22 protein-coding genes are annotated in these 24025 nt (G+C 60.5%); 11 read left to right on the plus strand and 11 right to left on the minus strand.

Translation table 11 applies throughout. The features are described 5' to 3' along the window. From ACTHUY_RS10145 to ACTHUY_RS10155, 3 genes are all read left to right on the plus strand, one after another. A partial coding sequence (locus ACTHUY_RS10145; protein WP_441678664.1) for a hypothetical protein occupies window positions 1–560 on the plus strand: 560 nt, incomplete at its 5' end. Between the two features lie 368 nt (window positions 561–928). After that, complete coding sequence (locus ACTHUY_RS10150; protein ID WP_441678666.1) at window positions 929–1666, plus strand: hypothetical protein; 738 nt, start codon at window positions 929–931, stop codon at window positions 1664–1666. A gap of 400 nt (window positions 1667–2066) precedes the next feature. After that, window positions 2067–2330, plus strand: coding sequence for a hypothetical protein (locus ACTHUY_RS10155; protein WP_441678668.1), 264 nt, complete (start codon window positions 2067–2069; stop codon window positions 2328–2330). 258 nt (window positions 2331–2588) lie between these two features. Here the strand turns inward: ACTHUY_RS10155 and ctaF are convergent, their stop codons facing one another. The 7 genes from ctaF to ACTHUY_RS10190 form a co-directional block, all read right to left on the minus strand. After that, on the minus strand, window positions 2589–3017 hold the full coding sequence (gene ctaF, locus ACTHUY_RS10160; RefSeq protein WP_441655625.1) for an aa3-type cytochrome oxidase subunit IV: 429 nt from the start codon (window positions 3015–3017) through the stop codon (window positions 2589–2591). Beyond that, window positions 3014–4738: an aa3-type cytochrome oxidase subunit I gene (ctaD, locus tag ACTHUY_RS10165; RefSeq protein WP_441678670.1), complete on the minus strand. Its 1725-nt coding sequence runs from the start codon at window positions 4736–4738 to the stop codon at window positions 3014–3016. Before ctaD ends, ctaF begins: the two co-directional genes overlap by 4 nt. After that, window positions 4725–5609 (minus strand): aa3-type cytochrome oxidase subunit II, encoded by an 885-nt coding sequence (gene ctaC, locus ACTHUY_RS10170; protein ID WP_206501761.1) that lies wholly within the window; start codon window positions 5607–5609, stop codon window positions 4725–4727. Before ctaC ends, ctaD begins: the two co-directional genes overlap by 14 nt. 212 nt (window positions 5610–5821) lie before the next feature. After that, window positions 5822–6832, minus strand: coding sequence for an FKBP-type peptidyl-prolyl cis-trans isomerase (locus ACTHUY_RS10175; RefSeq protein ID WP_441655627.1), 1011 nt, complete (start codon window positions 6830–6832; stop codon window positions 5822–5824). A gap of 5 nt (window positions 6833–6837) precedes the next feature. Further along, window positions 6838–7182 carry a HesB/IscA family protein gene (locus ACTHUY_RS10180; RefSeq protein WP_126703153.1) on the minus strand — a complete coding sequence of 115 codons (345 nt, stop codon included), beginning with the start codon at window positions 7180–7182 and terminating at the stop codon, window positions 6838–6840. Between the two features lie 114 nt (window positions 7183–7296). Further along, window positions 7297–8259, minus strand: coding sequence for a glycerate kinase (locus ACTHUY_RS10185; RefSeq protein ID WP_441655628.1), 963 nt, complete (start codon window positions 8257–8259; stop codon window positions 7297–7299). Next, the gene (locus ACTHUY_RS10190; RefSeq protein ID WP_441655629.1) at window positions 8256–9614 is read right to left on the minus strand and encodes a dipeptidase; all 1359 of its coding nucleotides are present in this window, start codon (window positions 9612–9614) and stop codon (window positions 8256–8258) included. The genes ACTHUY_RS10185 and ACTHUY_RS10190 overlap by 4 nt, the downstream gene beginning before the upstream one ends. A gap of 37 nt (window positions 9615–9651) precedes the next feature. Between ACTHUY_RS10190 and ACTHUY_RS10195 the strand changes: the two genes are divergently transcribed. Further along, window positions 9652–10233, plus strand: a complete 582-nt coding sequence (locus ACTHUY_RS10195) for a DUF3043 domain-containing protein (RefSeq protein WP_441655630.1) — start codon at window positions 9652–9654, stop codon at window positions 10231–10233. Between the two features lie 390 nt (window positions 10234–10623). Continuing rightward, window positions 10624–11649 carry an aldo/keto reductase family protein gene (locus ACTHUY_RS10200; protein ID WP_441655631.1) on the plus strand — a complete coding sequence of 342 codons (1026 nt, stop codon included), beginning with the start codon at window positions 10624–10626 and terminating at the stop codon, window positions 11647–11649. A 219-nt stretch (window positions 11650–11868) separates the two neighbouring features. Here the strand turns inward: ACTHUY_RS10200 and ACTHUY_RS10205 are convergent, their stop codons facing one another. Together ACTHUY_RS10205 and ACTHUY_RS10210 are read right to left on the minus strand one after the other, a co-directional pair. Further along, complete coding sequence (locus ACTHUY_RS10205; RefSeq protein ID WP_441655632.1) at window positions 11869–12891, minus strand: quinone-dependent dihydroorotate dehydrogenase; 1023 nt, start codon at window positions 12889–12891, stop codon at window positions 11869–11871. A 17-nt stretch (window positions 12892–12908) separates the two neighbouring features. Then, a complete protein-coding gene (locus ACTHUY_RS10210; protein ID WP_441655633.1) occupies window positions 12909–13346 on the minus strand; it encodes a hypothetical protein in 438 nt (145 codons plus the stop codon). Between the two features lie 34 nt (window positions 13347–13380). Here ACTHUY_RS10210 and ACTHUY_RS10215 point away from each other — a divergent pair, with 34 nt between their 5' ends. Continuing rightward, on the plus strand, window positions 13381–14859 hold the full coding sequence (locus tag ACTHUY_RS10215) for a leucyl aminopeptidase (protein WP_441655634.1): 1479 nt from the start codon (window positions 13381–13383) through the stop codon (window positions 14857–14859). A gap of 400 nt (window positions 14860–15259) precedes the next feature. On the opposite strand, the gene ACTHUY_RS10220 is transcribed toward ACTHUY_RS10215, so the two are convergent. Then, on the minus strand, window positions 15260–15565 hold the full coding sequence (locus ACTHUY_RS10220) for an oxidoreductase (RefSeq protein WP_441675852.1): 306 nt from the start codon (window positions 15563–15565) through the stop codon (window positions 15260–15262). A gap of 141 nt (window positions 15566–15706) precedes the next feature. Between ACTHUY_RS10220 and lpdA the strand changes: the two genes are divergently transcribed. The 4 genes from lpdA to ACTHUY_RS10240 all read left to right on the plus strand — a co-directional run bounded on the left by lpdA (window position 15707) and on the right by ACTHUY_RS10240 (window position 21078). Beyond that, a complete protein-coding gene (gene lpdA, locus ACTHUY_RS10225) occupies window positions 15707–17086 on the plus strand; it encodes a dihydrolipoyl dehydrogenase (RefSeq protein WP_441678673.1) in 1380 nt (459 codons plus the stop codon). A gap of 21 nt (window positions 17087–17107) precedes the next feature. Further along, window positions 17108–18889, plus strand: a complete 1782-nt coding sequence (gene sucB, locus ACTHUY_RS10230; protein WP_441678675.1) for a 2-oxoglutarate dehydrogenase, E2 component, dihydrolipoamide succinyltransferase — start codon at window positions 17108–17110, stop codon at window positions 18887–18889. 286 nt (window positions 18890–19175) lie between these two features. Continuing rightward, window positions 19176–20369 carry an MFS transporter gene (locus ACTHUY_RS10235; RefSeq protein ID WP_441655637.1) on the plus strand — a complete coding sequence of 398 codons (1194 nt, stop codon included), beginning with the start codon at window positions 19176–19178 and terminating at the stop codon, window positions 20367–20369. Between the two features lie 10 nt (window positions 20370–20379). Continuing rightward, window positions 20380–21078, plus strand: a complete 699-nt coding sequence (locus ACTHUY_RS10240; RefSeq protein ID WP_441655638.1) for a DUF4191 domain-containing protein — start codon at window positions 20380–20382, stop codon at window positions 21076–21078. Between the two features lie 414 nt (window positions 21079–21492). Here the strand turns inward: ACTHUY_RS10240 and ACTHUY_RS10245 are convergent, their stop codons facing one another. After that, window positions 21493–21843, minus strand: a complete 351-nt coding sequence (locus ACTHUY_RS10245) for a hypothetical protein (protein WP_441655639.1) — start codon at window positions 21841–21843, stop codon at window positions 21493–21495. A 130-nt stretch (window positions 21844–21973) separates the two neighbouring features. Here ACTHUY_RS10245 and glnA point away from each other — a divergent pair, with 130 nt between their 5' ends. Then, window positions 21974–23398 carry a type I glutamate--ammonia ligase gene (glnA, locus tag ACTHUY_RS10250; protein WP_441655640.1) on the plus strand — a complete coding sequence of 475 codons (1425 nt, stop codon included), beginning with the start codon at window positions 21974–21976 and terminating at the stop codon, window positions 23396–23398. Window positions 23399–24025 lie beyond the last annotated feature (627 nt).

Below are 24025 nucleotides of genomic sequence, written 5' to 3' on the forward strand. Positions count from 1 at the left end.
CCCCGCAGCAGGGCCAACACCCTCAGCAGGGCTACGGTGCTCCACAAGGCTACGGACAGGGTGGCTACCAGTACGGCATGCCTCCCCAGAAGTCTACGAAGACTGGGTGGATCATCGGCGGTGTCATTGCTGCGGTTGTCGTTACCGTCGCTGTCGTGCTCGTGCTAACGCTCGGTGGGGACGACGACGGTGATGAGAGCCCTAACGGCACAAGCCAGAATCAGGGACCGATCGGCGGTCAGGGGCCGGACGTTGCACCGGGGCCGGACAGCGGTGGCCAGGGCGGCGGTGACGGTCGTCCGTCTAAGCAAGAGGTTACCGAGGGTTTCTCAGACATGATGTACCAGGAAGGCATTAGCGAAGAAGAGCTCGCGGAAGCCGGCAGGACCCGCGAACAGATCGATAGCTATATCACCTGCATTGTCGACAACATTTACGATGATGTCTCGATTGAGACCCAGGAAGCGCTGGCTAACCGTGACCCGAATGTTGCAACCAATGAGCAGGACATGATTGTGATCGGCGAAGCCACAAACCAGTGCATGGGTGAACTCCTGTAAGCAATCCGCATCAATTTGCTTGAGGGGCAGGGCGCGACCGCGTCCCGCCCCTCTTCTCGTTCCGGACTGGTCCGTCCGTCTCAAGCGCATTCCTCTACCCCGGTAAGGCAGGCAAGGAGCGTCTTCCTAGAGATCCATCATTCCCAACCACGGGTTGGCAACGCTGCTCGGCAACGATCAAGGAGTGCGGCCTAGCCGTAGAGTCAAGCGCATCAGGGTGTTTCCGCTGGTTGGGCCTGGGGAATACACCCCTATGATCTGCTATCACTGCATGAACTCTCGGTGCTAAGTTGTTACGCGTACACCGAATCACAAATATGGCGGACAGCCTAGTCTTCGCACTATTCCAGTCCGTACGAGGTGAAACTATGACCACAGGGAACGACAACTACGGAAATCCTCATGGCGGCCAGGGCAACTGGCAGGGCCAGCAGCCCCCGTCAGCTCCCTCCGGACAGCCCGCTGGCTACGGAGCACCGGGACAGTACGGCAATGCACCTTACGACCAAGGCTACGGAGCTCCCGGTCCGTACGGCCAGCCTCCTCAGCAGGGTGGCAGCAACAAGACCGGTATCATTATTGCCGCAGTCGTTGTCATTCTCCTCGTAGCAGGCGCCCTTCTTTACTTCTTCGTCTTCGCCGGCGACGATGATGACGATTCGAACGACGGCGATCAGACCACAACGGAGCAGACGACCGACACGGACGATACTGACACCGACGATCCGTTCACCGACGGCACCGACGAGACTGAGGATCCCCTCACCGACGGCACCGACGAGACTGAGGATCCCCTCACCGACGGCACTTACGGTGGCGATGATCAGCAATACGGTGATCCGAATGCCGATCCGGCAGCATTCCGCCAGGGCATGGAGGACATCCTCGAGCAGACTGGTCTCACCCAGGAGACTGCGGAAGCTCAGGGCATCTCCGAGGACCAGTGGAACATGTACCTGGAATGCGTCACCGATGAGTCGCTCCAGCGCCTTAGCCCTGAGGCCATCGAGTCGATCTCGGCTGGCAACGACGTTTATGATTCGCACTCGGTTGACACTCTCTCCGACATTGCGACTCAGTGTGGCACCGAGGCCGGAACCCTCTAAGCACACTCACAACAGCACCGATTGCCCCTTCACAGGAAAACTGTGGAGGGGCAATCTCGGTGATAGCGAGCCTGGGCTCTGTCCGCCTGACAGCAGCCGGACACAAAACTCCGCCATCCGCTCCCACGCTTTCTGTCCCTGACGGTCTAGCACGGCCCATCACCTCGCATGCGTAGCCTCCGGGCCCCGGGAAGGTTATTCCTGGGAACCAGATCCACCTCAATCTCATGACCAGTAGGCGCATGCACGCCTTCATAAAAGCTGATCTTGCTTCTACCGAGACTGCCCGGAGAGACCTCAGGGGACTAGCTGGATGTCGGCTGAATTCCTGAAGTATTCGGCTCGCGCTTGCGGGCAACAGAGAGTAGTGTGGTAACACACAGGAGATTGGAGAGCAATCATGAATGACAAGCAGAGCAAGGAATCAGAGCATCCTGAGGAGAATGCGCCCTACAATCCCCTCTCCCCACATGCCGACGACCCCGCTTACGAGCCGGCACCGACCCATGAGGAGGGGCGTGTTGGACATGGTGGCGAATACGACCAGGAGCCGTACGTCGAGCAGAAGAAGGATACTGAGCCCGATCCGGATGATCGTGGCGAGTACGACCAGAAGAACTTCCGCGACCGTGAGGCCGGACGGCCCGGACCTGACGACAGCTAAGCTGTCGAACTAACCGAAGACCCGCGATTCGTCGCGGGTCTTCCGTTTGTCTGTGTACCGTCACAGTCCGCCACCCACGGCTAGAGGCGACGAGCACCAGACGATGAAGCTTGAGACACTTCCTGTCTGAGTACTCTCCCACTTGAGACACATCTTGGCGCACAGTCCGGTCTCATGAGCATGATGAATAGTCGGACTATGCACAACTAACGAAAAGAAAACGGGCCACGAAGGGCCCGTTTCTCATGTGCGGTTTACTCAGTGCGAGTAGACGCCGGTGTTGTTCTCAAAGGCGTATCCGATCACGGCGATAATGCCGATGGCGATACCGATGCCGAACATCCACCAGCCAACGGCAAAGCCGGCTGCAACAACAGATGCGGCGACGCCTGCAATGAGGGGCCACCAGGAGTGCGGGTTGAACTCGCCTACGTCGCCCGCTGCCTCTTCGATCTCGCCGTCTTCACCATCGGACGGACGGAAGTCGATCCTCCGCGACGTCAACCACAGGTAGCCTGCAACGAAGAAGAACATGAAGCCGAGGGAAACGAGGGTCATCGTTCCGATTGGTTCCGCATCCGCCACGATCGCGTATGCGATAGCGACAATGAAGAAGAATGCTCCCGGCGGAATAAAGAATAGTGTCTCGGCGACGAGACCGCGCTTCTCGTTCTTGTTTTCGGTCACTTCTTCTCTCCCTCAGAAATCAGGGTCGTAACGGGGTCTCCAGAGATGCGGTCCATGGCCGCGACCTCGGGATGGTGGAGGTCGAAGGCGGGCCGCTCGGAACGGATCCTCGGGAGCGAGGTGAAGTTGTGCGCGGGGAGCGGCGAGGCCGTTGCCCACTCGAGCGAGCCACCGAAGCCCCACGGGTCGTTCGGAAGCGGTGCCGGCTTGGGACCGGTGTGCGTCTTCAGGACGTTCCAGAGGAACACGAGGGTGGAAATGGCAAGGACTGCCGCACCGATCGTGGAGATCTGGTTGTAGGTCTGGAAGCCATCCTCCGGCATGTAGTCCGGGATACGGCGCTGCATGCCCTGCACACCCAGCCAGTGCTGAATCATGAAGGTGAGGTGGAAGCCGACAAAGGTCAGCCAGAAGTGCCACTTACCGATCGTCTCGTTAAGCATTCGGCCGGTGAACTTGGGCCACCAGAAGTAGAAGCCCGCATACATGGCGAACACAACGGTTCCGAAGACCACGTAGTGGAAGTGGGCGACGACGAAGTACGTGTCGTGGATGTGGAAGTCCATGACCGGCGAGGACAGAATAACGCCCGTAACGCCACCGAGGACGAAGGTGAGGAGGAAGCCGATAGCCCACAGCATCGGGGTATCGAAACTCAGTTTTCCTCGCCACATCGTGCCGATCCAGTTGAAGAACTTCACACCCGTTGGGACGGCGATCGCCATTGTCAGTAGCGAGAAGAAGTTAAGCATGACGCCGCCGGTCGTGAACATGTGGTGCGCCCACACGGTGACGGACAGGGCAGCAATGGTGATCGTTGCGTAGACAAGGCCCTTGTATCCGAAGATTGGCTTGCGGGAGAAGACCGGGATGATCTCGGAGATGATGCCGAAGAACGGCAGGGCGATGACGTAAACCTCGGGGTGACCGAAGAACCAGAACAGGTGTTGCCACAAAAGCGCGCCGCCCGCTTCGGGGTTGTAGATCTGTCCGCCAAGGATGCGGTCGTATGCAAGGCCGAAGAGGGCCGCTGCGAGGACCGGGAACGCCATGAGGACAAGGATCGAAGTGATGAGGATGTTCCAGGTAAAGATCGGCATGCGGAACATCGTCATGCCCGGCGCCCTCATGCCGATAATCGTGGCAATGAAGTTAACCGAACCGAAGATCGTGCCGAAGCCGGTCATGGCTAGACCCATGATCCATAGGTCGCCGCCGAGTCCCGGCGAAAATGCGTTCGTCGATAGTGGCACGTACGCCGTCCATCCGAACGATGCCGCACCCTTCGGGGTGAGGAAGCCCGCGATGGTGATGAGGCCACCGAACGAGAACAGCCAGAAGCTGAACATGTTGAGCCGAGGGAAGGCGACGTCGGGGGCACCGATCTGGATCGGCACAAGCACGTTACCGAACGCCGTGAAGAGCGGCGTTGCGAACAGGAGCAGCATGATTGTTCCGTGCATCGTGAAGAACTGGTTGTACTGTTCCTTCGACTGCAGGAGCATGCCCGGTTCCCACAGCTCCGCACGAATGACGAGAGCAAGGGCACCACCGATGAGGAAGAAGGCGAATGCCGAGATCAGGTACATGTAGCCGATCGTCTTGTGATCGGTTGAGGTCATCCAGGAAACAAGGAGCTTGCCCAGCGACTGCTTCTTCGGCTTCAGACCGGGAACGAAGTCCCCTTCGATAATCCGTTGCTGATCATCAGTTGTTGCCATTGCCGGCCTCCTGCAGGTTGTACTGCCTGTTGTACTCGTCGCCGCGCGATCCGGTGTTGCCGGCTTCGCGGAGCCTTTCCATTTCGGCATCGTAGGTTTCGCGGTCTACGACAGCGACATTGAAGACCATCTCGGCGTGGTACTCGCCGCAGAGCTCGGCACACTTACCGGAGTAAATGCCTTCCTCCTGCGGGGTGACCTCGAAGGTGTTGACCCGTCCGGGCATCATGTCGACCTTGTAGAGGAATGCGGGAATCCAGAAGGAGTGGATCACGTCGCGGGACTTGACCGTGAACTCAACGGTCTCATCCACGGGCAGGTACAGCGTCGGAAGTGTCTCCTCGGCGCCAACCTCGTTACCGATAAAGCTGATGCGGTCACCCGAGTAGTAGACGTCATCCGACAGGTAGTTGAAGTCCCAGCTCCACTGCTTGCCGTACACCTCGATCTCGATATCCGCTTCGCCCGAGACGTCGTTCATCTCGGCTGTTGCACGGGTCGAGAACACGAAGAGCACGCCGACCATGATGATCGGAACAATGGTGTACATGATCTCGAGAGGCACGTGGTAGCGGAGCTGAACCGGGAGCTGGTTGTCGTTCTTGCGCTTGCGGTACGCGATAACGCACCAAAGCACGAGCACCCATACGAGCAGGCCGACCATGACAGCGGCAAACCAGGCGCCGTTCCACAGATCAATGAGCTGGCTCGTCCTATCCGTCATCTCCCTCGTCGAGGGCAGGAATCCAACGTCGATGCCCTTGCCAGGTTCGCTTGGCGAATGATCCGAACATCCGGCTGCGAGCGCCACGACGGCGAGGAGCGCACCAATGCGGGCAAGTCCTCTGCGCCGTTGCTGTGTTTCACGCACGGTAGTGTACCTTCCTTCACGTTTCCCATCCCGGCTCCTAGCGCAGCAGGGGTAGGGACTATCGTCCTAATCCCCTACTCTACATAGTTTTTTCAGGTTTGAGTGCCACTGAACATAGGAGTTTCAACGTTTCTGCCCGAAAACGGACATTTCCCCGCACCCAAATCGGGTGCGGGGAAACGAAGTGTGACGTGCGACTACTTTGCGGACTATTATTCCGTTGCTGCCGGCGCGGGTAGGTGCCCAACAACATCAACGAGAGCCGCGAGGCCCGGCGTTGACTCGTCGCCCGGGACGAGAAGGAGTACGCGGGAATCTACCGGAACTCCCTCGAGCAGGTCGAAGGGGGAACCCTGACCGATTGTGGCGTTCTGCACACCGCCGAAATCAATCGACTGCTCGGTCTGCGAGTTATCCCAGGTGGCTGCCGAATACTGGAAGTAGACGGTCGTTCCCTCGCCACCGACGACAGGGCCATCGGATTCGGCAATGACGATCGAGGTGGTCTCCTCCGGTTCCTCGGCATCCTCCTTGACGGTGACGGACGCGAGTTCTCCAAGGTCGCCTTCGATGTTGACCGGAAGCTCATCCGCTTCGGTCACGACGGTGGCATCGGGATCGCCAACCTCGTCCGGGGAGACTTTCTGGTCGATGTCAACAACGAAGACAATGGTGTCCTCGGGGCCAATACCCGCAGACTCGTTACCTCCGTTAGGGCCGTAGCCGAGCTCGGCGGGGACGGAGACGATAACGCGCGATCCTTCGGTTTGGCCGGCGAGGCCATCCCGCCATCCCTGGACCACCATGTCGAGACCGAATGCGGTCATCGAGCCGCGGGCCCACGACGAGTCAAAGGTCTCGTCGCTTCCCCACACCTGTCCGGCGTAGTTGACGACAACGAGGTCCTCCGGGGAGACGACGTCGCCGTCACCCTCCTCTACCACCGATACCTGAAGCTGCTCGGGCTCGGTCGCGCCCTCGAAGTCGAGAGAGACGATTCCGTCCTCCTCGACAACGCTTGGCATCCCCTCATCGGAGATGACCGGCTCGACAGCCTCGGGGGCGGTTTCCGCATCGGTCGGCTCGTCGGTGGCATCACCGGTCAACTCGCTCGTTGTCGTTTCCGTGTCAGTTGTCTGCGTCTCAGTGTCCTCATCGTTCGAGGAGCAACCGGCGAGCACCAACGCTGATACTGCTGTTAGAGCGGCAATTCGCCGCGACATCGTCATCAGTGGAACGAATCTCCGCAGGCGCAGGAGCCGCCGGCGTTGGGGTTGTCGATCGTGAAGCCCTGACGGTCAATGGAGTCGGCAAAGTCGATCGTTGCACCGTCGAGGTACGGGGACGACATCTGGTCGACAACGACGCCAACGCCGTCAAAGTCGCGGATGAGGTCGCCATCGAGCTCGCGCTCGTCGAAGTACAGCTGGTACATGAGGCCGGAACAACCGCCCGGCTGCACCGCCACACGAAGGCGCAGATCATCGCGACCTTCCTGGGCGAGAAGGCTACGAACCTTGTTCGCGGCGACATCGGTGAGCTCAACACCGTGGACTGCAACAGTTTCAGTCATGAGTTTTCTCCTTCAAGGTTTAAGCCCCGGGGGCTATACCAAGATTACGTTGATCCGTTCTTCTTTCCAAGGACCTCCCTCCTATTAAACCGGGAATGTCCTGGGAATATGCTGTTATGTGCGGGCCCAGGTCTGGCTTATTGGACCCATGGCGCGTGCCAGCCCTGCGAGGTCGACGCCCTCGGGCGCGTAGGAATACGACCCCGACAGACCAAACCGCGCCAATTCATGACGCTGCAGTCGACCGTCCCCGTAGATGACGATAACGGGAATGGCATCCTTTTCCGCGTGGTCGGCGAGAGTAAACAGCGAGCGGGGCAGGTCGAGTCCGATCTCACCCGTTACGTACACCACAAGGTCAACCTCGGTGAGTCGCGGAGCGATCGCACCGGCAACGACGTCACCCGCCCATGCCGTCCGGGCACCCGCTGCCTGGAGGAGCATGGCCGCTCCCCCGCCGATTCCCGAAGTCGGGCTCTTCGGGTCAAGGTCATCACTCAGGAGGGATTGTCGCGCTGAGCGCGGCAGTCGCCCACCGATGCTCTTCTCCAGCTCCTGTGCCTCCAGCGCGCTAAGCGCGCCGTGCCGGTCGAGCCAGCGGGGTAGACCATTTACTCCGAGAAGTGGCTGTTCGGCAGAGCAGGTGACGAGAACATTCACATCGGCGAACGCCGTGGCAAGATCCTCCACACCGGAGAGACCCATTTCCTCCAGCATGGCTTCCCCGAGATCCGGGAAGACCCTGCGGGGCAGGTTAAGTACGAGCCGCGACGGATTCTCTGCGAGGACCGTAGTAAGAGCTACGCCGAGGCCCCGGGAGTTCTCGCCCCACGACTGCGACAGGTCGAGAACCCAGCGCCGGTTCGATACGAGGGACGGAACGGGAACGCCGGCTGCTTCAATTGCGCCCAGTTCCCCTCCGCTCAACTGAGCGAGCACCTCGCAGAGATCGCCTTCTCCGTCGCTCACGGGGACCGAGTCGACATCGGCGCGTTCCTTCCACGGTCCGGCAGCAGCATCGAGGACAACGGAGGCGGGTGCGCCCTCGACTCTCGTTGCGGTAAGCAGGATGTTCACTCGGCGAGCCTCGCCAGAAGCAGTGCCTCGGCAAGAATTGCGTTGCGGAACACCCCAAGGTGAAGGGATTCGTTACCGGAGTGCGCACGCGTGTCGGGATCCTCGATCCCGGTCACAAGGATCTCGGCCTGCGGGAAAACCTTCGCCAGGTCGGCAATGAACGGAATCGATCCGCCCACACCGATGTCAACGGGCTCGGTCTGCCACGCATCGCGTAGCGCTCCGCGGGCCGTCTCCATGACGCCGGTCTGCTCCGCCTGGAAGGCGGGGCCCAACTCTCCGGGACCGAACGACACCTTCGCACCGAAAGGAGCGTGTTCGACAATGTGCTTCTTCAGCGCCTCGTGCGCTTCGGCAGGTTGCTGGCCGGGTGCGGTACGGAGGGACAGTTGGAAGCGGCACGACGGAATGATCGTGTTGGATGACTTCTCCACTGACGTCGCGTCGAGACCGATAACGGACAGCGCGGGCTGGGTCCACAGGCGAGAAGCCATCGAGCCTTTGCCGACGAGCTCAACGCCCTCGAGCACACCCGTGTCGTTGCGGAGCTGGTCCTCCGGGTAGTCAGCATCTGCGTCGTCGTAGCCATGCAGACCGGCAACCGCCACCGAACCGTTCTCGTCGTGGAGCGTGGCGATAAGTTTGGATGCGACGGTCACGGCATCGAGAACTGGGCCACCGTACATGCCCGAGTGGAGCGCGTGATCGAGAACGTCGACGGTGACTTCAAGCCCGACGACTCCGCGAAGCGAGGTGGTCAGCGACGGAACGTCAACCGTCCAGTTGTTTGAGTCCGCGACAACGATGACATCGGCCGCGAGACGATCGCGGTACTCGTTAAGAAAATCAACGAAGGTCGGCGAGCCGATCTCCTCTTCACCCTCGATAAAGACAGTGACCGAAACGGGCAGTTCGCCAAGCGAATCCAGTGCGCGAATCGCGCCGGCATGGACCAGAATTCCGGCCTTGTCGTCGGCGGTACCACGGCCGTACAGGCGACCGTCCTTCTCGACCGGCTCGAAGGGCTCCGTGTCCCACTTGTCGCGCTCGCCGGGGGGCTGCACATCGTGATGTGCATAGAGCATGACGGTGGGACCACCGGCGGGACCTTCGCGGTGGGCGAGGATGGCGGGGCGTCCGGTGCCGTTGCTTTCCGTCTCAAGCTTGATCGTTTCAATGTCGGTAAAGCCGGAGTCACGAAGGATTTCCGTCACCTTCTGCGCTGAACGGTCGAGTTCGGACTGGTCAAAGGCCGAGGAGGAAACCGACGGAATCCGCACGAGATCCTCGAGTTCTGACCGGACGGCTGGGAGTGCAGCATCAACGGCGGCACTGTATGTGGCGAGATCTGTCATGTTTCAAACCCTACTCGTTCCGCGTTACGATTGGCATGTGAGCAAGGAACAGGATTCGGACAAGCCCGAGGTCATCAAAGCAGAGGCCAGAGGCAAAGGCAGGCCCACTCCCACTCGTAAGGAGGCCGAGGCCGCGAACCGTCGTCCCCTCGTTCCGAAGGACCGCAAGGCCGCCAAGCGCGAGGCACGCGCGCGTCGCGACGCCGAGTTCCAGCGGGAACAGCTCGCCATGAAGACCGGCGATGAAGCCCAGCTACCGTACGCGCACAAGGGCCCCGTTCGCCGCTGGGCACGCGACTACATCGATGCTCGCTTCAACATTGCCTCGTACTTCTTTGGGCTTGCTCTCGCAGTTCTGCTTCTCGTTTTCCTGCAGATCCTCAACCCCGACATCGCTGTTATCGCCATGGTGATCCTCTACGGCGTCATGCTCATCATGCTGATTGACTCGTTCATTGCCTCCGGCAAGATGAAGAAGAAGGCCGTTGAGAAGTTCGGCGACGATCGCGTACCCCGCGGTATTCGCTGGCAGATGTTCGGCCGCACCTTCTACCCGCGCCGCTGGCGCCGCCCCATCCCCATGGTGGACCGTGGCGAGTGGCCCGCAGGCGCCAAGTAGCCCGGCAAGCAGGCCGACCGGCGCGTAGCCCATCGTCACGAACGAACTTGTTGAACGGGGAAGGGATCAATCCTTCCCCGTTACTTGTCTGTCTATTTGTCTGTCGCTGAGCCACTTCCCCGTTCAACTATCCGCAGGGTTTCCAGGGTGACTCAAATCGTGCAACTCCGGTGCTTGTCCGACATTGACGGACGCACTATCCGCTCCCTGTAGAACGCATCTACGTAGAACACATCTGCCGCTACCGTTTTCTCTGCCTAGTTCTTGTGCTGGGAATACCCTTATGTCCCCGTTGCTGGGAATACCCTTATGTCCCCGTTGCTGGGAATACCCTTGTTCACCTGACCAGCTCCCTATTCTCCACGCTTACCGCGAGGCTAGACTCGTGGCGTGGTTGATTACGTATTTCTCGGTGACTCCGGGCTCAAAGTTTCTAATCTTATTTTCGGTAACTGGCTAACTCATGGAAGCCAGGTCGAAGAAGAGGCGGCAACGGCCTCCGTTCATGCGGCGCTCGACGCCGGCATCACGACCTTCGACACTGCCGACGTGTACGCCAACGGCGTTGCCGAGGAGGTCCTCGGCCGGGCACTGGCCGGCGTTGATCGCGGGGATCTTGAGATCCTCACGAAGGTCTACTGGCCAACCGGCAAGAAGCGGCACAACGATTCCGGACTGTCCCGCAAGCACATCATGCAGTCGATCGATAGGTCGCTGAAGCGGCTGGGAACCGACTACGTCGATGTTTACCAGGCGCATCGCTACGACGTTGAAACCCCGATCGAGGAAACCATGCAGGCGTTCGCCGACGTCGTCCGCGCAGGCAAGGCACTCTACATTGGTGTATCGGAGTGGACCGCCGAGCAGATCAAGTACGCCCACGATTTCTCGAAGGAACTGGGTTTCCAGGTCGTCTCGAACCAGCCCCAGTACAACATGCTGTACCGCGTGATTGAGCCCGAGGTCGTCCCCATGTCGGAGCGTTGTGGCTTGAGCCAGATCGTTTTCTCCCCCATGGCCCAGGGTGTTCTTTCCGGCAAGTACGAGATCGGCAAGCCGCTTCCTGCCGGCAGCCGTGCAACCGACGAGAAGGGCGGCGCCCGCACCATCCAGCGTTACCTTTCCGACGAGATCTTGCAGGCAGTTGCGGACCTCAAGCCGATCGCCGACGAGCTCGGAATTACTCGCGCCCAGCTTGCCCTTGCCTGGGTTCTTCAAAACGACAACGTCGCTGCCGCAATCATTGGCGCATCTCGCCCCGAGCAGGTCAATGAGAATGTCAAGGCCGCCGACGTCGTCATTCCCGCAGAACTCATGGCAAGGATCGATGATGTTCTCTTCGACGTCATCATCGACGATCCGAGCCTCACCTGGGAGAACGCCCCGCACGAGCGCCCCGAAATCCGTCTCGGCTAAGGACGGATCACTCCCACTCACGAGCATTGTCGATCAAGCAGACGAACAACAGCGGTAATCGTCCAAGCAAAACATGACAGCAAAGCTAAACAAGCCCGATGGCCCCGGAATTCCCGGACCGTCGGGCTTGTTCGTTCGCCGTGCTAAAAGCTTCTCAATAAGAGAGTAACCAGGGCAGATAGCTATCAGACGGATAGCCATCCAAGAACCATCGGAGAGCTACACGGACAGGTGCGAGAGGGCTCGGTTGAGCTTCCCCGGGAGGCAGGGACCCTCGTAGACAAATGAAGAGTAGACCTGAAGCAGGTCCGCTCCGGCTCCGAGCATGGCGTGAGCGTCATCGATGGAGGTGATACCGCCAACACCGATGATGATCTTATCGAGCGGCAGCGCATCCCGCAGGGTCCGAACGACTTCCAGGCTGCGTTCCGTCAGTGGCTGTCCCGAGACTCCCCCGCGCTCGTACTCGTGCTCAATCGTCGTGTTAGTCGCGACGATACCGTCAAGGTCTTCGTCGATGACGATCTGACCCATGGCACGCACATCGTCAAAGCTCATATCAGGAGCGATCTTGATGAGCAGAGGGACGTGGCGTCCACTCGCTTCGTCCGCGGCGTCCCGGGTCGCCTTGATAATCGGGGCTAGGGCCTCGGCCGTCTGAAGATTCCGTAGCCCCGGGGTGTTGGGTGAGGACACGTTGATAACGAGGTAGTCGACGTAGGGTGCGAGGCGGGAAGCTGCGATCCGGTAGTCACCGGCAGCTTCTACCTCCGGCGTCCACTTGTTCTTCCCAATGTTCGCGCCGATCACGATGGAGCGGCCCCGCTTTGTGCGACGCAGTTCCTTGAGACGCTCGCCAATAACCTTCGAACCCTCGTTATTGAAACCCATGGCGTTGCGAAGGGCACGTTCCTCGGGGTGGCGCCACATGCGGGGCTGTTCGTTACCGGGTTGCGGCTCTGGAGTCACAGTTCCGATCTCGACGAACGCAAAGCCCATCGCATCGAGGCCCTCGACGGCCGTGGCATTCTTGTCCATGCCGGCGGCAAGCCCAACGAGACCCGGGATGCTACGACCGAAGACCGCTGTCTCCTTGGCTCGTCCCCGCCATCCAATTGTTGATCTCATGAGAGGGGCGAGCGGAGAGCGACCTGCTAAGCCAATGGCTTCAATGGAGCCGGAGTGGGCCGCTTCAGGGTCGGTTGATGAAATAACCGTGTCGAAAAGGAATCGGTAAAGCACGGCGCCAGTCTATCTGGCTAGCCGTTGCGCTGCGCCAATCGGGCCGGCGACGAATGGTAGAGCCAAACGAGTGTGGCAACAGCGAGAGCCGTCGGAACGTACCAGAAGGCGATGCCACCATCGCGCCACGGGCTCCAGCCGTCGAGCGGCAGTTCAGCAAAGAGCCCAATGATGGGCATGACAACGTTGGCAATAGCGGTGCCCCAGGCGACACGCCTCATCCGTCGTCCATTGTGGAAAAGACCCGCCGTCATCGCCACCCACGTGGCACCGCCAAGTAGCGTCAGCAGCGCGGTCCCGGGCAGGGTGTTCATGAAAGCGCTGGTAGCGCCCACAATCGCGAGCCACGCGAAGATGATCGTGAAGATGAGGATGATGAAAAGAAGAATGCGGGCGGATCCGTGCGCTGAGCGACGACTATCCGACAGTCCATGCGACTGGGAATCCTTATCCACACCGGCCTCCTTTAACCCCGCTATGATGATAGACGTGTCTGAACTGAACTTTATTCAACAAGCCCCCGATAAGACCACTGCAAACGTCCTGGTTGTGCCTGTCGTCACTGGTGCTGACGGCGTCCACGCGCACGTCGCGGACCTCTCCAAGAAGGCCGTGACCTCGCTGGACGCACTGCTCCCCACGCTGGGAGTATCCGGCAAACTTGGCTCCCTGACTCGCATTCCCGCCCCGTCTGGCTTCTCCGCCGAGACGATCGCCTTCGTCGGCACCGGCAAGGACGCGGACGCTCTGGAAGCAACTGACCTGCGTGAAGCGTTCGGCGCAGCCGTCCGCGGACTGTCGCACGTCTCACATGTGGCACTCGCCGTAGCGTCCGACGATCCCGAGGCTCTCTACCAGGCCGGCCTTGGTGGCCTGCTCGGCGCCTACACCTTCGGCGACTATAAGGTGCAGCCTGCCCCGGCAGAGCAGATCACGGTCGTCTCCCCCGCCAAGCTGAAGAAGGCGGAGTTCGATGCTCTCGCCGACGAAGCAGAAATCGTCGCAGAGGCAGTATGCGAGGTGCGTAACCTCGTCAACATCCCGGCGTCCGACCTGACTCCCGTCAAGTTCGCTGACATCGCCGAAGCGTACGGCAAGTCCGAGAAGAGCCTCTCGGTCCGCATCTGGGACGAGAACGAGCTTGAGAAGGACGGTTTTGGCGGAATCCTTGGCGTAGGCCAGGGCTCCGTGAACCCGCCCCGTCTCGTCCGCGTCGAATACAAGGCACGCGGCGCCAAGTCCACCCTCGCCCTCGTGGGCAAGGGCATCACCTTCGACTCGGGCGGCCTGTCCATCAAGCCCGCCAAGTCCATGGAAACGATGAAGACCGATATGACGGGCGCAGCCACGGTTCTCGAGACCGTTGTCGCCGCTTCCCGTCTCGGCGTTAAGACCAACCTTGTCGCTTGGCTCTGCCTCGCCGAGAACATGCCGTCCGGTTCGGCAACCCGCCCCGGCGACGTCCTCACCATGTACTCGGGCCGCACGGTCGAGGTCAACAACACCGACGCCGAGGGCCGCCTGGTCCTGGGTGACGGCCTTGCGCGCGCAGTCGAAGAGAAGCCGGATGCCGTCATCGACGTCGCAACCCTGACCGGCGCGCAGATCGTGGCGCTCGGTGGCCGGATCTCCGGTGTCATGGGAACCGATGAGACCCGCAACGAAATCATCGAAGCAGCCGACGCTGCTGGTGAGGACATGTGGCCGATGCCGCTACCGGATCACCTGAAGTCGGGCTTCGACTCCCTAGTTGCGGACACAAAGAACTCCGGTGGTCGCGGAGGCGGCATGCTGTCCGCAGGTCTCTTCCTCGCCGAGTTCGTTGGCGACACCCCCTGGGCACACATCGACATCGCGGGCCCATCCTTCAACGAAGAGGGCCCCTTCGGTTCCACCCCCAAGGGCGGAACCGGCGTTGCCGTCCAGACGCTCCTCGCCTGGATCGAATCGCACACCGCTGAGGCTTAAGAGACACTGAACGGTCACTTAGAGCCGCCTGAATAAGATTTGCTCCCCGGATTGAACCATATTGTTCAACTTCCGGGGAGCAAATCTATGGAAGCAAGAGTTCAACCGAACGCGCCAGCTTGGTCAGTGTCGGGCCAGCGCATGTGATTCTTTGTCGTCTCGTTCTTCCCTACCCCCGGCTTATCCACAGTCCACAGGCGAATAAGCACGTTGCGAGTCTCGATCGGCGCTATTAACTTCGTTACATGTCATGTGATCAGACAAGCTGATCCGGGCTCGATCGAACCTGCAATCGGCAAAGTTCACGACGTGATTCTGCCCCAGCGACACTGCCCCTAGCCTCCAACTTGTCGGGATGGGCCTGGGCGCAGAGGGCCGTGAAACCTGGGTTGGATGGGCCCTATTTGTTTTTGTTCTTGCGAGACCATTCCCGCATGCGCTGCGGATAGCCGGTACGGATGATCTCGTAGAACGGTAAACCTAGCTCTGTGGCAAGGTTTGCGGCCTCTTTGGGGCTTGGAACCTGGCGTCTGGTCCATTCGCCATCGCGCGCAACGAGGATGAGGGCGAGGGGTTCTCGGGCTCCTGCGGGTTCCAGATAGGCTTCCACGCCTTTGCGTGTTGCAACGAAATCCTGAAAGTGGTCACGCGTCGCATTTCTGCGCTCACGCGAGCCACCGCCGCCCAGTCGAGAGAAGATGCCCATGGGGTCCAGTGTACTTTCTTCGTCAGCGGTGAGGTGAACCTGACCGAACTGCCATGACGTTTGGCCTAGAAAGTGGAACAATAACTATGTGTAACGCGACCGTTCGGTCGGGTTGTCGAGTTGAGATTAAGGGAGATCTACGTGGCTGACACGCAGGAATACGACATCGTCATCCTCGGTGCGGGATCGGGCGGCTATGCGGCTGCCCTGCGCGCAGGACAGTTGGGATTGAAGGTCGCGCTCGTTGAGGGCGACAAGCTTGGTGGCACATGCCTCCACCGCGGCTGCATCCCCACGAAGGCCCTTCTGCACGCGGCTGACGTCGCTGACGAGGCGCGCGACGGCGCCAGCATTGGCGTCAAGACCTCGTTCGAGGGAATCGACATGGAGGCACTGAACTCTTACAAGGACGGCGTCGTCGCCCGCATGTACAAGGGCCTCACCGGTCTTGTCGCATCGCGCAACGTGGAGACCGTCGAAGGCTGGGGTCGCCTCACCGGCCCGAATACCGTCCAGGTCGGCGACCGCGTCCTGACCGGCAAAAACATCATTCTCGCCACCGGCTCCTACTCGAAGTCGATCCCCGGCCTCGCAATCGAGGGCCGCGTCATCACCTCCGAGCAGGCTCTGCGGATGACAGAGGTTCCGGAGTCCGTTGTCGTCCTCGGCGGCGGCGTTATCGGCTCCGAGTTCGCTTCCGCATGGAAGTCGATGGGTGCGGATGTCACCATCATCGAGGGCCTGCCGAACCTTCTCCCGAACGAGGACGCGACAGTATCGAAGGCTCTCGAGCGTGCCTTCCGCAAGCGCAAGATTAACTTCAAGACGAAGACCATGTTTGACCGTGTCGAGCAGAACGACAACGGCGTCAAGGTCTACACGCAGGATGGCAAATCCTACGATGCCTCCTACCTGCTCGTTGCGATCGGCCGTGGCCCGGCCACCTCGAACCTCGGTTACGAAGAGCAGGGCATCCCCATGGATCGCGGCTTCATCACCACGAACGAGCGCCTCCACACCGGAGTCGCCAACATTTACGCGGTCGGCGACATTGTTCCCGGCCTCCAGCTCGCACACCGCGGCTTCCTCCAGGGCATTTTTGTTGCCGAGGAGATCGCAGGCCTTTCCCCCAAGGCCATCGACGAGAATCTCATTCCGCGCGTAACCTTCACCAACCCGGAGGTTTCCTCCGTCGGCCTCAACCAGTCGGCCGCCGAGGAGAAGTACGGTAAGGAGAACGTTGAGGTCACCGAGTTCAACCTCGCGGGTAACGGCAAGTCGCAGATGCTGAGAACAGCAGGCTTCGTCAAGCTCGTACGCGAAAAGGACGGCCCGATCGTCGGCTTCCACGCCATTGGCGCCCGCATGGGAGAGCAGGTCGGCGAAGGCCAGCTCATGGTTGCCTGGGAGGCCTTCCCGGAGGACTTCGACGACCTCATTCACGCTCACCCCACCCAGAACGAGGCCGTGGGCGAGGCTGTCCTCGCTCTTGCCGGCAAGCCGTTGCACACCCACAACTAAGCTCAAGGAGACGCATACAAAATGTCTGAAGCAATTAAGATGCCCGCGCTGGGCGAATCCGTCACAGACGGAACGGTCACTCAGTGGCTGAAGAATGTGGGTGACACCGTCGAGCTCGACGAGCCGTTGCTCGAGGTCTCGACCGACAAGGTTGACACGGAGGTCCCCTCCCCCATTGCTGGCGTTCTCGAGAAGATCGTCGTCGAGGAAGACGAGACCGTCGAAGTTGGTGCCGTCGTCGCCTACATCGGTGACGGCTCTGGCTCGTCCGACGACTCCGGTTCTGATGATTCCGAGGCCGAGGCTCCCGCTGAAGAGGCACCCGCTGAAGAACCGGCCGAGGAAGCACCCGCTGAGGAAGCTCCGGCAGAGGAGAAGGAAGAGGAGCCCGCTCCCGCCGACTCCGGTTCCTCCGAAGGCGAGGAAGTCCCGATGCCAGCTCTTGGCGAGTCCGTCACCGAGGGCACCGTCACCCAGTGGCTGAAGGAGGTTGGCGACGAGGTCGAACTCGACGAGCCGCTCCTGGAGGTTTCCACCGACAAGGTTGACACCGAGGTTCCCTCCCCCGTCGCAGGCACTCTTCTTGAGATCCTCGTCGGCGAGGACGAGACCGTTGACGTTGGCGCCCCCGTCGCCATCATCGGTTCCGGCGCTCCCGCCTCGAAGACGGAAGAAGCACCGAAGGAAGAGGAAGCTCCGAAGGAAGAACCTAAGGATGAGTCCGCTCAGTCCGCTCCCGAGGCGCCCTCCGCACCGGCAGCCCCGGCTGCCGAGTCTGCTCCGGCAGCTGCCGAAGAGCCGAAGGCAACCGCCGAGGTGAAGACCGCTCCGGCCGTGTCAGCAGCCGATTCCGCTTCCGGTAGCTACGTAACCCCGATTGTTCGCAAGCTTGCTCGCGAGCTCGAGGTTGACCTCTCTTCCGTTGAAGGTACCGGCGTTGGTGGCAGGATCCGCCGCCAGGACGTCGAGGCTGCAGCCGAGGCCGCCAAGAAGGCCGCGGAGGAAGCAAAGAAGGCAGCCGCACCGGCCGCCGCACCTGCAGCAGCTCCCGCGAAGTCCGCAAAGGTCACCGAGGTTTCGCCGCTACGCGGCACGACCGAGAAGATGAGCCGCCTGCGCCAGGTTATTTCCCAGCGCATGATGGACTCGCTCCACGGCTCGGCTCAGCTCACGACCGTTGTCGAGGTTGATGTGACGAAGGTTGTCGCACTGCGCACCGCAGCCAAGGAGAGCTTCCAGGCCAACGAGGGCGTCAAGCTCACGTTCCTACCGTTCTTCGTTAAGGCCGCAACCGAGGCCCTCAAGGCCCACCCGAAGATCAACGCTCGCATCGTTGATGAGAAGAACATCGAATACTTCGGTCACGAGCATGTCGGCATCGCTGTTGACACGGAGCGCGGCCTCATGGTCCCGGTCATCAAGAATGCGGGCGATCTCAACATCGCCGGCATCTCGAAGGCCATTGCTGACCTCGCCTCGCGTACCCGCTCGGGCAAGGTTTCCCCGGATGAGCTGTCCGGCGGCACCTTCACGGTCACGAACACCGGTTCCTCCGGTGCTCTGTTCGACACCCCGATCATCAACGCACCCGAGTCCGCCATTCTCGGCGTCGGCACGATCGTCAAGCGCCCGGCTGTCGTCAAGGACGAGTACGGCAACGAGTCCATCGGTATTCGCAACTACATTTACCTGGCACTGTCCTACGATCACCGCCTCATCGATGGCGCTGCCGCAGGCCCCTACCTGTCGGCAGTGACGGCCCGCCTCGAAGAGGGCTACTTCGCATCCGTGGTTGGTATCTGAAATAATATAACCAAGCCATAGGTTAGTGTGAGGGGCCCGCAACAGCGGGCCCCTCACTCTTGTCTTTTCCAGAGCGTTGCCCGCAATCTCAAACATGTCCGGTGCTCAGTCACGGGAATACTCCCGCCGGCGACACCCTGTTCGGCCGGACGCCGTCAGCCTCAGGCCGGCTCCGCCGGCCCCGAGCGGCACTGCCAACTAAAACTGGCACCGCCGAAAGTATCGGAATAATGTCCAAATACCGATACACTCTTCTTCGCCCTATTCCTTTAATCGATCGCGCTACATGAACGTCCTGTCCTCTTTTACCAGCTATAAAGATCTTCCCCGTCTGTGGGGAGGCGCCTTTATGCCGCTCGCCTTCGTTGGAAGGCTCCCCACGTCGATGATCATCATCGGGGTCCTCACGCTCGTGACGAGCCACCACGGCATTGCCGCGGCCTCGATCAGCTCGGCTGTTCTGGCCATTGCCACCGGCATCGGTCAGCCCCTCATCGGCAAATGGACGGACGGTGCGGGGCAGCGCCTCCCCTTCCTCGTGCTCGGGCCCGTCAATGCTGGCACGCTTGTCACCCTCATTGCCGTCACGGTCGCGGGGCTGCCCTTCGCGGTTGTCCTCGGTGCCTGTGCTCTCGTGGGCCTCACAACCGTTCCCGTTGGCGCTCTCATGAGGATTCGCTGGTATCCGGTGGCACGGACACCGAAGGCGCTGTCAACGGCGCTTTCCTACGAGACTGTCGCCGATGAATTGAACTTCGTTCTTGGCCCCGCCGTCGTCGGCATTCTCGCCTCAACGATCTCCCCCGAGGCGCCGCTGATCGTCACGGCGGTCATTGGCATCACCTGCATAACCGGCCTGGGCCTGCACCGCTCCACCCCCCAAAAGGTCGTGGACCCGGATCCCACAACGGTGGCGCCTTCCCTGTGGAAAATCATCGCGATTATTTGGGCGGCGCTATTTTCGATGCTGTGTCTCGGCTCCTACTTTGGTTCGATGCAGACAGCAACCACCGCGGCAGCCGAGATCTTTGGATCCACGTCCTACGCGGGCCTGATCTATGCGGCCATGGGGGCGGGCGCAGCAATTACCGCGCTCGGTGCGGTGGCGATCCCCGAACGCATCTCGCAAGGCACCCGCATCGGAATCTCCGGCATAGCCCTCACCATTCTCGTCCCCATCGCCCCGCTGACAAACGATCCCTGGCAACTCGCCGGCGTGCTTTTCGTCCTCGGACTGTTCATCGGTCCCGCCTCTGTGGCAATGTTCACTCTCGCCTCAAGGCTGGCCCCGAAGGGCGGTGACGGTGTCGCCATGACCGCACTCGGTGCGGCAAACGTTGGCGGCGTCGCCATTGGCGCTGCCGCGGCCGGACAGTTGCTTAAGTCAGAGCTTGCGTACGGCTTCTGGGTGGCCGCGGCGTCCGCTTTCGTCATGGGAGTCATAGGTTTCGTAGCGGCCGCAAAGCATACGAGGCGCTAGACTAGGGCCCATGGCAAAGGACGATAAGAACCCTCAGGGTAAGCGCAAGTGGTATCAGCTCCTCGGCGACGGATTCAAGATCGCCAAGAAGAGCTACCCCTACCTGCCCTGGCTTCTCATCGGCGTATTCGTTGTCGTCACGGGCGGCTTCATCCTCATCGGCTTCCTGCTCGACAACTGGATCCTCTGGACCATCTCGGGCGTGATCCTAGGCCCGATGCTCGCGATGGTGACCCTCACTCGCTTTATTGAGTCGGCCTCCTACAAGCAGATGGAGGGGATGCCGGGAGCGGCCTCCGCCGTTATCGGACGTATCCGCCGCGGCTGGTCTTTCCAGGAGGAGCCCGTCCGCTTCAACGCTCGTACGCAGGACATGGTTTTCCGACTGATCGGTAAGCCCGGCGTCGTTCTTGTCACCGAGGGCCCGACGAACCGCGTCAATAAGCTCGTGGAGGACGAACGCAAGCAGGCCCGCCGTATCGCCCCGAACGTGCCCGTGCACACCGTCAACGTGGGCACTGATGATGGTCAGGTCCGTCTCGCGAAGCTCATGAAGTCGCTCAAGAAGCTCCCGAAGAAGCTCACCTCCGCGGAGGTCAGCGTTGTTGCTAAGCGCTACGACTCGATCAAAACAAACCAGCTTCCGATCCCCAAGGGAATCGATCCGTACAAGATGCGCCCGGATCGCAAGGCCACCCGCGGCCGCTAAGGCCCAGCCCAGCAGTCATCTTCTTCGCCATAAAGATCTCCGGTCCAGAAACGCCTGGGCCGGAGATCTTTGTTTCTCAGCATCGGAAGCACCGGGCTACTTGATCGAAACGCCGCGCTAGTTGATGACCGACCTTTCGGCATATCGTCGGCGTGCACTCCCAGTTGACTCAAGTGGCGGCCACTGCCCGGCCAGGCGGAACGATTGCTTGACGACCCAGCTTTTCCCGAGTCGCTCTCCGGACCTAGCCCGCGTTAACGGAAAGCTCTGCAAGATCCCCGACCTGACGAAGGCATGGGGATTGGTCGGGCAACGTAACGAGAACGTGGCGGCTTGTTCCACCGAGCTGGCTCGATATCGAGTAGATGAGTCCTCCACGAGGGCCCGAATGGCGACGCCGTTGAAACCTGAGTTCTAGCGCACCCGCGTGATCGTGGTCTTCATGAGGGCGTCGTGGTAGCTACGACCGTCGGGAACCGTGAAGATTGCCGGGATGACAAGGCAGAGGAGAACAGTGCGGCCAAGGGCCTTGAGAGGCCCGGGTAGCTGGCCATTGATCCGGCGAACGGCAATGCCGACGATGAAGTGGCCGATGGTTCCGCCGATTGTGCCGATCAGGAGGAAGTTCATGAGGGCGAACATCCCCAGGGTTGCCCATTCGTTGTAGTTGAAGAAGCCCATCGAAATTGCGACGGCGACAAGCCAGTCAATGACGAGAGCGATCAGCCTGCGTCCGAACGGAGCAAGGGGGATTGTGTCAGCCATGAAAACCATCCTAGTGGGTCAAATCTTCACATCAGACATTCAACATGTGCCGAGCAAAACAGTGGACGGCCTGCCTCCTTGACCCATGATCGATATAGCATTGCGGTGAATCCATCATTTGAGGAGAAACATGTTCGCCACTGCTGAAGAGGCAATCGCCTACACACGGGAACAGGACGTTAAGTTCATCGATGTCAGGTTCTGCGACCTGCCAGGGATTATGCAGCACTTCAACATCCCCATAGAAACCTTCTCCGAGGATGTCTTCACCGAGGGCCTCATGTTTGACGCTTCTTCGATTCGCGGCTTCCAGGCAATTCACGAATCCGACATGAAGCTCATCCCCGACGTGTCCTCGGCCTTCATCGATCCGTTCCGCAAGGCCAAGACCCTCGTCGTCAACTTCTCTATCGTCGATCCGTTCACGAACGAAACGTACTCCCGCGACCCCCGGAACATTGCCGCCAAGGCCGAGAACTATCTTCGCTCCACGGGAATCGCCGACACCGTCTTCTTCGGTGCCGAAGCAGAGTTCTACATTTTCGACGATGTTCGCTTCGATACGAACGAGCACGAGTCGTACTACCACATCAACTCCAACACGGCATGGTGGAACACCGGCCGCGAAGAAGAGGGCGGCAATAAGGGCTATAAGACCCGCATGAAGGGCGGCTACTTCCCCGTCTCCCCCAACGATCAGTTCACTGACCTCCGGGACGAGATGAGCAGGGTCATGGCCGAGGCCGGTCTCAAGGTTGAGCGCGCCCACCACGAGGTTGGTACGGCGGGACAGCAGGAAATCAACTACACGTTCGACACTCTGCTTGCCGCGGCCGATGACCTCATGAAGTTTAAGTACATCATCAAGAACGTTGCCTGGGAGGATGGTAAGACCGCCACCTTCATGCCCAAGCCAATCTTCGGTGACAACGGGTCTGGCATGCACTGCCACCAGTCGCTCTGGAAGGACGGCGAACCACTCTTTGCTGATGAGAGGGGTTATGGCGGGCTGTCAGATATGGCACGCTGGTACATCGGCGGTCTGCTCAAGCACGCCCCAGCCCTGCTGGCTTTCACAAACCCGTCGGTGAACTCCTTCCACCGTCTTGTTCCCGGCTTTGAGGCACCCGTTAACCTGGTCTACTCGGCCCGCAACCGTTCCGCCTGCATCCGTATCCCAGTCACCGGATCCTCACCGAAATCGAAGCGTCTCGAGTTCCGCGTACCGGACCCCTCGTCGAACCCCTACCTGGCGTTCTCGGCCCAGCTCATGGCTGGTATCGACGGCATCAAGAACCGCATTGAGCCTGCCGACCCGATCGATAAGGACCTTTACGAGCTTCCCCCCGAGGAGCACGCGGAGATCGAACAGGTCCCAACCTCTCTCGAGGGCGCACTCGAAGCACTGCGCGAAGACAGCGAGTTCCTTCTCGAAGGCGACGTGTTCACGCAGGATCTCATCGACACGTGGATTGACTACAAGTACACGCACGAGATCGCTCCCCTGCGTCAGCGCCCACACCCGCACGAGTTCGAGCTCTACTTCGACATCTAAGTCGCACGGCCCGGCCGGACTCAGTTATCTCATCTCATATACCGTTGGCCCGCCCGATCGAGGGGCGGGCCAACGGTATATGAGGCTTATCCTTGAGCAACTAAGCACGTCCAACAAACACGACTGCGGTGACCGAACCTGCTCGGAGGTCGCTCCTATCGTTTAGAACTCGCCATTTGCTGCCCTGGTATCGCACCATCCGGGAGAGTAGGAGCCCCGGTACCCGCAGGTCCCAGCGAAATACTCGTACTCACTATTCTCCCGCGCGTCCCACCAAAGGTCATGGCACGAGTCCCAATCCCCCGCCGCACAACCATCCCAGAGTGCATCCAACGCGGGATCATCTCCGTAAGACCAGCCGCTTGACGATGGCACCCAGCCGGTTGAACTCGGATCGTAGAGGTCACACTCACCATATAGGCTCTCAGTGGTTTGTCCGCACGTGTTCCCGAATGCTTCATACGCACTGCCGACCGGGGACAGCCAGTAAAGGTCATCGCAGGAAACCATGTCTCCACCTGCGCACAGATCCCACAGTCCGTCTAGACCGGTGTCGCTACCGTAGGATCCCCAGGGTGCTGGCGCCGAAGCCGAGCTCGGGGCAGGTGCGGGAGTGGGCGAGGGCTC

The organism is Flaviflexus sp., from assembly GCF_052087705.1.
In the GTDB taxonomy this organism is placed as follows: domain Bacteria; phylum Actinomycetota; class Actinomycetes; order Actinomycetales; family Actinomycetaceae; genus Flaviflexus; species Flaviflexus ciconiae.